Raw genomic sequence first — 8,119 nt, forward strand, 5'->3', positions numbered from 1 at the left:
CCGGGTAGAGTATTCCCGTGGTACGGGTTTCCAAGCGCACCGTCACCTTCTTCCCCCCGGCCCAGGCCAGGGCCCTGATTGGGGATTTCACCGACTGGGAAAGGAACCCCATCCCCCTCCAAGGCCCCGTCACCCTGGAGTTCCCGGAAGGGGCTTACGTGGAATACGCCTTCCTGGACGAACGGGGTAGGCCCTTCCCCGACCCCGAAAACCCTGAGCGAGCGGACAATCCCTGGTGGACCTACCCCCGGGCTGTCCGGCTTCCCGGGCACCGCTTTGAAGCACCTCCCGAGCCCAGGGAAGAACCCAAAGTGGAGCGGCACCGCCTGGGGGAAAGGCGCTTTTACGTGGCCGAAACCGGGACAAGTCCCAAGGCCACCCTGGTGGCCCAGGATGGGGTGGCCTTCTACCGCACCGCGGGCCTCCACAAGGTGGCCCAGGCCCTGGTGGAGGCAGGCGAAATCCCTCCGGTACGCCTGGTTTTTGTGGAGCCCATAGACCGGAACCAGGAGTACCGGTTTTCGGAAGCCTACGAGGAGGAGTTCCACCGGGTGCTAGGGGAAGTGGAACGCAGCAAGGGCCCCTTGGGGGAGATCGTTCTGGTGGGGGCTTCCCTGGGAGGCCTTTTCTCCTTGTGGCAGGCCCTGCGCCACCCGAACCGCTTCCCAAAGGTCCTCGCCCTCTCCCCGGCCCTAAAGGCCCACCCAGGGGGCACCGACGCCTACCGGGACCGGGAGTGGCTTTTGGAGGAGTACGCAAAGGCGCCAACCCTACCCCGCATCTACCTGGAGGTAGGCCTCTTGGAATGGCTCCTGGCCCCAGTCCGCCGCTTTGCCGCCCTCCTCGCTGACCGCAAGGTTCCCCACGCCTACCGGGAAAGGGCCTCGGGGCACAACTGGGTAACGTGGAAGCAAGCCCTGGCCCCAGGGCTTCGCTACCTGCTGGGGGAGGCATGAATCCGGAAACCTTTCTGGTGCTCCTTTCCGTGGCGGCCCTCGAGGCCCTCCTCTCCGGGGACAACGCCTTGGTCCTGGCGGTGATGGTCAGACCCCTGCCCACCCACCTGCGCCGCAAGGCCCTCTTCTACGGGGTCCTGGGGGCCTACCTGCTAAGGGGTCTGGCCCTACTTTTCGCCGTGTACGTGATCCGGCTATGGTGGGTCCAGGTGCTGGGAGGGCTGTACCTCCTCTTCCTCATGCTCCAACACTTCCGCAACCATCCGGAGGCCAAGCCCCTGCCCGAGGCCACCGCCCGGGAGTTCTGGCGGGTGGTCCTCCTCATCAACCTGGTGGACCTGGCCTTCGCGGTGGACTCCATCCTGGCGGTGGTGGCCTTTTCCAAGGACCTCCTCCTGGTCTTCCTGGGCGTGGCCCTGGGTATCCTCTTCATCCGCCTGGCCGCGGGCTATGTGGTGGCGGTGATGGAACGCTATCCCAGCCTGGAGAAGGTAGCCTACGCTCTGGTGGGCTGGGCCGGCGTCAAGCTCCTCCTGGAAGGCAGCGCCACCCTGGCGGAACTCCTGCATCGCCCGGAGCTGGCCTGGCACCTGCCGAAACCTGCCTTCTGGGGCGTAACCTTCCTCATCCTCTTGGGGGGAAGCCTTCTGGCTTTGCGCAAGCATGCCTAGGGACTGGGATGCCTTTTACCGCCAAGCCGCCCTGGAGCGGGCTCCCGCCCAGGTGGTGCGGGCCTACGGCCCCTTCGCCCCCAAGGGCCCGGTCCTGGACCTGGCGGGGGGACTGGGCAGGAACGCCCTTTACTTCCTCGACAGGGGGCATCCCGTGGTCCTGGTGGAAAAAAGCCGCGAGGCCCTAAGAAAGCTTAAAGGCATCCGCGGCCTGACCCTGGTGGAGCTGGACCTCGAGGACCCCAAGGCCCTTATGCACCTTCCCAAAGGCCCCTTTGCCGCCATCCTCATGAGCTATTACGTCAACCGCCCTCTCCTTAAGGCCCTTCCTCCCCTCTTGGCCCCAGGGGGACTTCTCCTGGTGGAAGGCTTCAGCCGCCGGGAAGCCGTGCGGCGCAACAGGCCGGAAAGTCCTTTCTACTGGGAGCCCTACGAACTCCTCACCCCTCCCCCAGGCCTCGTGCTGCGGGCCTTCGGGGAGGGGTGGATGGAGGGCTACCGGGTCTTCGCCGTCTATCAAAATCCTAGGCCTTAAGGCCCCGGGCCACCAGCTCGGCGATGTCCAAAACCTCCGGGGGTGTCTCGTCCTGGGCCACCTCCACGTTCATCATGGCCATGCAGAAGGGGCAGCCGGTGGCGATGACCTCCGCCCCCGTGCCCTTAAGCTCCCGGTAGCGGTTTTCCGAAACCCGCATGGCCCCCGGTTCCTCCTCCTTCCAGAACTGGGCTCCACCGGCCCCGCAACAGAAGCTCCGCTCCCGGTTCCTGGGGGGTTCGCTGAGGACGAAGCCCACCCCTTTGAGCACCTCCCGGGGTGCTTCGTACACCCCGTTGTGCCGGCCCAGATAGCAGGGGTCATGGAAGACCACCCGCCGGGTTTCCTCGGAAACCTTAAGCCGGCCCGAGCGCAATAGCTCGGCGATGAACTCCGAGTGGTGGACCACCCGGTACTCCCCGCCAAAGGCCTTGTACTCGTTGCCCAGGGTGTGGAAGCAGTGGGGGCAGGTGGTGACGATGGTCTTGGGAGCCACCTGGTTTAGGGTTTCCACGTTTTCCGTGGCCAGCTGGAAGAACAGGTACTCGTTGCCCGCCCGCCTGGCGGAATCCCCCGTGCACTTTTCCTTTCGGCCCAGGACCGCCCAGTCCACCCCGCTGGCGTTCAGGATCTCCACCATGCTTCTTGCGATCTTCTGGGCCCTGGGGTCGTAGCTGGCCGCACACCCCACCCAGTAGAGGACCTCGGGATGAGGCTTTTCCTCCACGGTGGGCACGCTAAGCCCCTCGGCCCAGTCCAGGCGCTTATCCTGGCCGATGCCCCAGGGGTTGCCCGAGCGCTCCATGCCCCGGAAGGCGTTGTTGAGCTCCTGGGGGAACTCCCCCTCCATGAGCACCTTGGCCCGGCGCACATCCAGGATGTGAAGCATGGGCTCGTTGCCCACCGGGCAGACCTCCACGCAGGCCATGCAGGTGGTGCAGGCCCAAAGGGCCTCCTCGTTCAGGGCGAAGTCCATGAGGGGCCTCGGGCTTTCCTGCCCGCTGGCAAAGGCCGGGAGGATCCCATTCAGTTCGTACCGCTCGGAGATGACGATGGCCGCCGGGGAGAGGGCCTTTCCCGTGGCGTAAGCAGGGCAGGCCTCCTGACAGCGGTTGCACATGATGCAGGCATAGGCGTCCAGAAGCCGCTTCCAGGAAAGGTCTTCCAGCTTCTCCGCCCCGAACTTTTCCTCCTCCTTCTCGAAGTCCAGGGGCAAGAGGGCCCCGGGCTTCTCCTGGCGGAAGGCCAGGTTGATGGGGCCCATCAATAGGTGGATGTGCTTGGAGCGGGGGAAGTAGGGAAGGAAGAGGAGGATGGAGCCCAAGGCACCCCACCAGAAGAAATGTTCCAACACCACCAGGCTGGAGGGCGAAAGGCCCGCAAGCAGGGTGGCCAGAAAGCTGGCCACCGGCTGGAAGGGGTCGGGCTCCCCTTGGGCCAGGCCCGCTGCCTTGGAAAGCAGGCGGCTTCCCACGTGGAAGGTGATGAAGGCCCCCACGATGGCCGAATCCCGGGGGATTCCCTGGCGTACCCGTTCGTGGAGAGGCACCTTGGGATTCCAGGTGAAATCCTGGGGTGCGAGAAGGTAGCGGCGGAGCATGAGCCCCAGGATGCCCACCAGGATGGCGGCGGTGAGGAGATCGGCCACGAGGTTATAGGCGTTCCAAAGCCCCCCTTGGGTGTGCAGGGGGAAGTACCCCTCCAGAAGGTCCACCAGGTTGACCAGGAGGTAGTAGACAAAGCCGTAGAAGACGAAGGCGTGGAGGAGGGAAACCAGAGGCCGCCTCTTGAAAACGGTCTGCTGCGTAAGGGTAAGCCAAAGGGCCCGGCCAATGCGCTCAGGCAGGCGGTCAAAGCGCTCCTCCGGCCGTCCCCTTCGGATGGCCAGATACACGCGGCGAAAGCCCGTGTAGGCGTAGTAAAGGCTTGCCAAAAGGAGCAGGATAAAGAGGATTTTCTCCGGTAGCGTCAGCATGGGTGCAACCTCCTTATACTCGGTAAAAGTTTACCCCATCCCGCCAAGCTGGCAAGGGCGTACAATAAAACCCCGTGGAAACGGTTGCCTTCGGCGTCCTCCTTTTCTTCGGCCTTTTGAACCTCTGGGTCTTCCACCGCTTCAAGAAGCCCCTCCTGCCCCTGGTGCTGGCCTTGTTCGCAGGCTTCTTCACCTTCTTTCTCTCCCCCGTGCTTGGGCTCCTCGTCTTCCTCTTGGGACAGACCCTGGCCTTTTACGCGGCCGGGAAAAGGTGAAAGCTGAGGAAGGCCACCAGGCCGCCCAGCAAGGCTCCCACCAGGACCTCGAGGTAGGTGTGGCCCAAGAGTTCCTTAAGGGGCTCAGGGGCAGGACCTTTCTGGAGCACCTGTTGCAGCTCCTGAACCAACTGGTTTAGGAGCTGGGCGTGCAGGCCAGCCGCCCGGCGGATTCCCGTGGCGTCGTACATGACGATGAGGGCGAAGATGGCAGCCACGGCGAACAAGGTGCTGCCAAAACCCTCCTGGAAGCCCACCCCCATGGCCAAGGCGCTGACGGTGGCGGAGTGGGAGCTGGGCATCCCCCCGGTTTCCAGGAAACGCTCCCATTGGAACCGGCCCTCCAGCAGGTAGTAGAGGAAAAGCTTCAGGGTCTGGGCCAGGAAGTTGGCCAGGATGGCTGTCCAAAAGACCTGGTTAGCGAGGAGCTCCATGCCGCCTAAGCAACGCCGCCTTCACGGTATTGGCCATCAACATGGCCACGGTCATGGGCCCCACGCCCCCGGGCACGGGGGTGAGGGCGGAGGCCACCTCGGCCACCTCGGGGTGAACATCGCCAAGAAGCTTGCCCTCCACCCGGTTCACCCCCACGTCCACCACGATGGCCCCGGGCCGCACCCACTCCTTTCGCACCAGATGGGGCCGCCCCACCGCCACCACCAGCACCTCCGCCCGCCGGGTCACCTCGGGAAGGTTCCGGGTACGGGAATGGGCCACGGTCACCGTGGCGTCCTCCCGCAGGAGGAGGCCTGCCAGGGGCTTCCCCACGATGTTGGACCGGCCCAGGACCACCACCTCCTTGCCCCTTAGCTCCACCCCGTAATGCTTGAGCAGGCGGACGACACCCAGGGGCGTGCAGGGGAAAAGCCCCTCTCCCCCGCTCCAAAGCTTCCCCACGTTGAGGGGATGGAAGCCATCCACATCCTTAAGGGGAGAGATGGCCTCCAAAACCCGCTCCGTGCGGATGTGAGCGGGCAAGGGAAGCTGGACCAGGATGCCGTCCACCTCCGGATCCTGGTTAAGGGCCTCTATGCGCCCGAGAAGGGCTTCCTCCGGGGTATCCGCGGGGAACACCTCCACCTGGCTCAAAAGTCCAAGCTCCCTGGCCCTTTTGTCCTTAAGGCGCACGTAGGACACCGAGGCGGGATCCTCTCCCAGGCGGATCACCCTGAGGGAGGGTACAAAGGGCAGGGAGCTAAGGGTTTCCCTCAGCTCCCGATACACGGTCTCCGCCACCTCATGGCCGGAAAGGGTACGGGCAAGGGTCATCTCAGTCCTCCTTGGGCACCGCCTTCAGCTCACCCCCCTGGATCCGCCGGTACAAGCGGCCCAGCACCCCGTTGACAAACGCTCCCGAGTGCTCTCCCCCGTAGCGGTTGGCGATCTTCACCGCCACCTCGATCAGGGGGGCGAAGGGAGTGGGCTCGTAGAGCATCTCGTAGGCTGCCAGGCGCAACACCGTGAGGTCGGTTTTGGACATCTGGGCGAAGTCCCAGCCCTCCACCGTATCCCGTAGCACCTGGTCCACCTCTTCCGCATGAGCCTTGTATCCCTCCAGCAAGCGCCGGGCAAAGGCCACGCCCTCCTGGTCCAGGGAATCCCCATAGGAGTCCTCCTCGCCCCCCATCTCCTCCAAGGCGTGGCGGAAGGCCTCCTCCAGATCCACCCCCCCCTGGGTATGGGCGAACAAGGCCCGCATGGCCAGTTCCCTGGCTCGCCTAAGCATGAGCCTCCTTCCGGTACTCCACCTGGGCTATGGTGAGGTTCACCGCCTGCACCTTCTCCCCCGTGGCCAGGTAAAGGGCTTCCGCCACGGCTTTTTGCACCGCCTGGGCTGCCTCGGGAATGGAAACCCCGTAGTCCACGGAGAGCACCAGGTCCACCGTGAACCCCTCGGGGGTGCGCTCCACCTTGATGGGCTTCATGCGGCGGAAAACCTCCCCCAGGGAGCGGGGAGCGGTTTCCAAGAGCCGCACCCCCTGAAGGTCGGAAAGGGCATGGGCCACCAGCCCCTCGAGGGCATGGTCGCTGATCTCGTACTCCACCATCACACGCCCAGTCTACATCTCCATCCGCCGGGCCACGAAGTTGGTGTAGACCGCCCCCCGGCGGAAGAAGGCGTTTTGCAGCACCTTCTGGTGAAAGGGGATGGTGGTCTTGAGTCCGGGCCCCTCGATCACCGTTTCGGAAAGCGCCCTTTCCATGCGCTTGATGGCCTCCTCCCGGGTGGGAGCCCAGGCGATGATCTTGGCGATCAAGCTGTCGTAGTGGGGCGGGATCTGGTAGCCCGCATAGAGGTGGCTGTCCACCCGGATCCCTGGCCCCCCGGGGAAAAGCAAGGTTTCCACCTTGCCAATGGAGGGCCTGAAGCCCTTCTCCGGATCCTCGGCGTTGACGCGCACCTCTATGGCGTGCCCCCGCACCTCCACCTCCTCCTGCTTGAGCCAAAGCTTCTCCCCCATGGCGATCCGGAACTGGGCCTGCACCAGGTCAATGCCGGTGATCATCTCGGTCACGGGGTGCTCCACCTGGATGCGGGTGTTCATCTCTATGAAGTAGAAGTTCCCCTCCTTATCCACCAGGAACTCCAGGGTACCCGCGGATACGTACCCCACGTGCCGAGCAAGCCGGGCAGCTGCCTCGGCAATGGCCTTCCGGGTTTCCCAAGGCAAGGTGCTAGGGGCTTCCTCCAAGAGCTTCTGGTGCCGGCGCTGGATGGAGCAGTCCCGCTCCCAAAGGTGGATGACGTTCTCCCCATCCCCCAGGACCTGGATCTCAATGTGCTTCGGCTCTTCGATATACTTCTCCAGGTAGACGGCCGGGTTGCCAAAGGCAGCCCGGGCCTCCTCCTGGGCCTGCTGGACCGCCCTTTCCAGCTCCTCCTCGGTGTGCACCAGCCGCATGCCCCTGCCCCCACCCCCGGCGGAGGCCTTAAGGATCACGGGATAGCCGATCTCCTGGGCTGCCCGTTTGGCCTCCTCCACGCTGGTAAGCTCATCCGTCCCCGGAACCGTGGGCACCCCGGCCTCCCGCGCCACCTTCCTGGCGGTGGCCTTGTCCCCAAGGGCCCGCATGTTCTCCGGGGTGGGACCGATGAAGGTGATGCCGTGGTCCCGGCACATCTCGGCAAAGGTGGCGTTCTCCGCCAGGAAGCCGTAACCGGGATGGATGGCGTCGGCCCCGGTCACGATGGCCGCGGAAAGCAGGTTGGGGATGTTCAGGTAGCTCTGCCCGGAAGGAGGAGGTCCGATGCAGATGGCCTCGTCCGCCAGGAGCACGGGAAGGCTCTTCTCGTCGGCGGTGGAGTGGGCCACCACGGTCTTGATCCCTAACTCCTTGGCGGCCCGGATAATCCTCAAGGCGATCTCGCCCCGGTTGGCGATTAAGACCTTCTTCATAGCGGCTGGATCAGGAAGAGGGGCTGCCCGTACTCCACGGGTTCCCCGTTTTTCACCAGGATCTTCTTGACGATCCCGGAAACCTCCGACTCAATCTCGTTCATGAGCTTCATCGCCTCGATGATGCAGAGCACCTGTCCCTTTTCCACCCGGTCCCCTTCCTCCACGTAAGGGGGAGCATCCGGGGCCGGTGCCCGGTAGAAGGTACCCACGATGGGGGCCCTCACCTCCACGCAACCCGCACACTCGTCCTTGGCCTCCTTGGCTCCCTTGGCCTCCTGGGCCTCGAGGCCCGGGGCTCCGGCTGCC

The 8,119-nt window shown here is 64.6% G+C and carries 11 protein-coding genes; 4 read left to right on the plus strand and 7 right to left on the minus strand.

Annotated features, from left to right (window positions below; translation table 11 throughout):
• The first annotated feature begins 17 nt into the window (after nucleotides 1-17).
• The 3 genes from AC27GT_RS01680 to AC27GT_RS01690 are packed head-to-tail and all read left to right on the plus strand — an operon-like array spanning nucleotide 18 to nucleotide 2,162.
• Complete coding sequence (locus AC27GT_RS01680; RefSeq protein WP_487223433.1) at nucleotides 18-956, plus strand: alpha/beta hydrolase; 939 nt, start codon at nucleotides 18-20, stop codon at nucleotides 954-956.
• Nucleotides 953-1,627, plus strand: coding sequence for a TerC family protein (locus AC27GT_RS01685; RefSeq protein WP_015716889.1), 675 nt, complete (start codon nucleotides 953-955; stop codon nucleotides 1,625-1,627). Before AC27GT_RS01680 ends, AC27GT_RS01685 begins: the two co-directional genes overlap by 4 nt.
• Nucleotides 1,620-2,162, plus strand: coding sequence for a class I SAM-dependent methyltransferase (locus AC27GT_RS01690; protein WP_015716888.1), 543 nt, complete (start codon nucleotides 1,620-1,622; stop codon nucleotides 2,160-2,162). The genes AC27GT_RS01685 and AC27GT_RS01690 overlap by 8 nt, the downstream gene beginning before the upstream one ends.
• On the opposite strand, the gene AC27GT_RS01695 is transcribed toward AC27GT_RS01690, so the two are convergent.
• Nucleotides 2,152-4,137: a (Fe-S)-binding protein gene (locus AC27GT_RS01695; RefSeq protein WP_038030184.1), complete on the minus strand. Its 1,986-nt coding sequence runs from the start codon at nucleotides 4,135-4,137 to the stop codon at nucleotides 2,152-2,154. The two genes, AC27GT_RS01690 and AC27GT_RS01695, sit on opposite strands and share 11 nt — an antisense overlap.
• A gap of 74 nt (nucleotides 4,138-4,211) precedes the next feature.
• Here AC27GT_RS01695 and AC27GT_RS01700 point away from each other — a divergent pair, with 74 nt between their 5' ends.
• Nucleotides 4,212-4,412 carry a hypothetical protein gene (locus AC27GT_RS01700; RefSeq protein WP_019550515.1) on the plus strand — a complete coding sequence of 67 codons (201 nt, stop codon included), beginning with the start codon at nucleotides 4,212-4,214 and terminating at the stop codon, nucleotides 4,410-4,412.
• On the opposite strand, the gene AC27GT_RS01705 is transcribed toward AC27GT_RS01700, so the two are convergent.
• From AC27GT_RS01705 to accB, 6 genes are all read right to left on the minus strand, one after another.
• Complete coding sequence (locus AC27GT_RS01705; protein WP_038030183.1) at nucleotides 4,391-4,846, minus strand: divergent PAP2 family protein; 456 nt, start codon at nucleotides 4,844-4,846, stop codon at nucleotides 4,391-4,393. The two genes, AC27GT_RS01700 and AC27GT_RS01705, sit on opposite strands and share 22 nt — an antisense overlap.
• Nucleotides 4,830-5,681: a bifunctional 5,10-methylenetetrahydrofolate dehydrogenase/5,10-methenyltetrahydrofolate cyclohydrolase gene (locus AC27GT_RS01710; protein ID WP_038030181.1), complete on the minus strand. Its 852-nt coding sequence runs from the start codon at nucleotides 5,679-5,681 to the stop codon at nucleotides 4,830-4,832. Before AC27GT_RS01710 ends, AC27GT_RS01705 begins: the two co-directional genes overlap by 17 nt.
• A 1-nt stretch (nucleotide 5,682) precedes the next feature.
• Entirely contained in the window at nucleotides 5,683-6,138 is a 456-nt protein-coding gene (gene nusB / locus AC27GT_RS01715; RefSeq protein WP_015716883.1) for a transcription antitermination factor NusB, read from the minus strand.
• Nucleotides 6,131-6,460, minus strand: a complete 330-nt coding sequence (locus AC27GT_RS01720; RefSeq protein ID WP_038030179.1) for an Asp23/Gls24 family envelope stress response protein — start codon at nucleotides 6,458-6,460, stop codon at nucleotides 6,131-6,133. Before AC27GT_RS01720 ends, nusB begins: the two co-directional genes overlap by 8 nt.
• Before the next feature lie 12 nt (nucleotides 6,461-6,472).
• Nucleotides 6,473-7,810 carry an acetyl-CoA carboxylase biotin carboxylase subunit gene (gene accC, locus AC27GT_RS01725; RefSeq protein ID WP_038030170.1) on the minus strand — a complete coding sequence of 446 codons (1,338 nt, stop codon included), beginning with the start codon at nucleotides 7,808-7,810 and terminating at the stop codon, nucleotides 6,473-6,475.
• The coding region (gene accB, locus AC27GT_RS01730; protein WP_487223434.1) for an acetyl-CoA carboxylase biotin carboxyl carrier protein at nucleotides 7,807-8,119 on the minus strand (313 nt) is incomplete at its 5' end. The genes accC and accB, both read right to left, overlap by 4 nt.

The sequence above is a fragment of the Thermus sp. KWY1 genome (assembly GCF_057547025.1).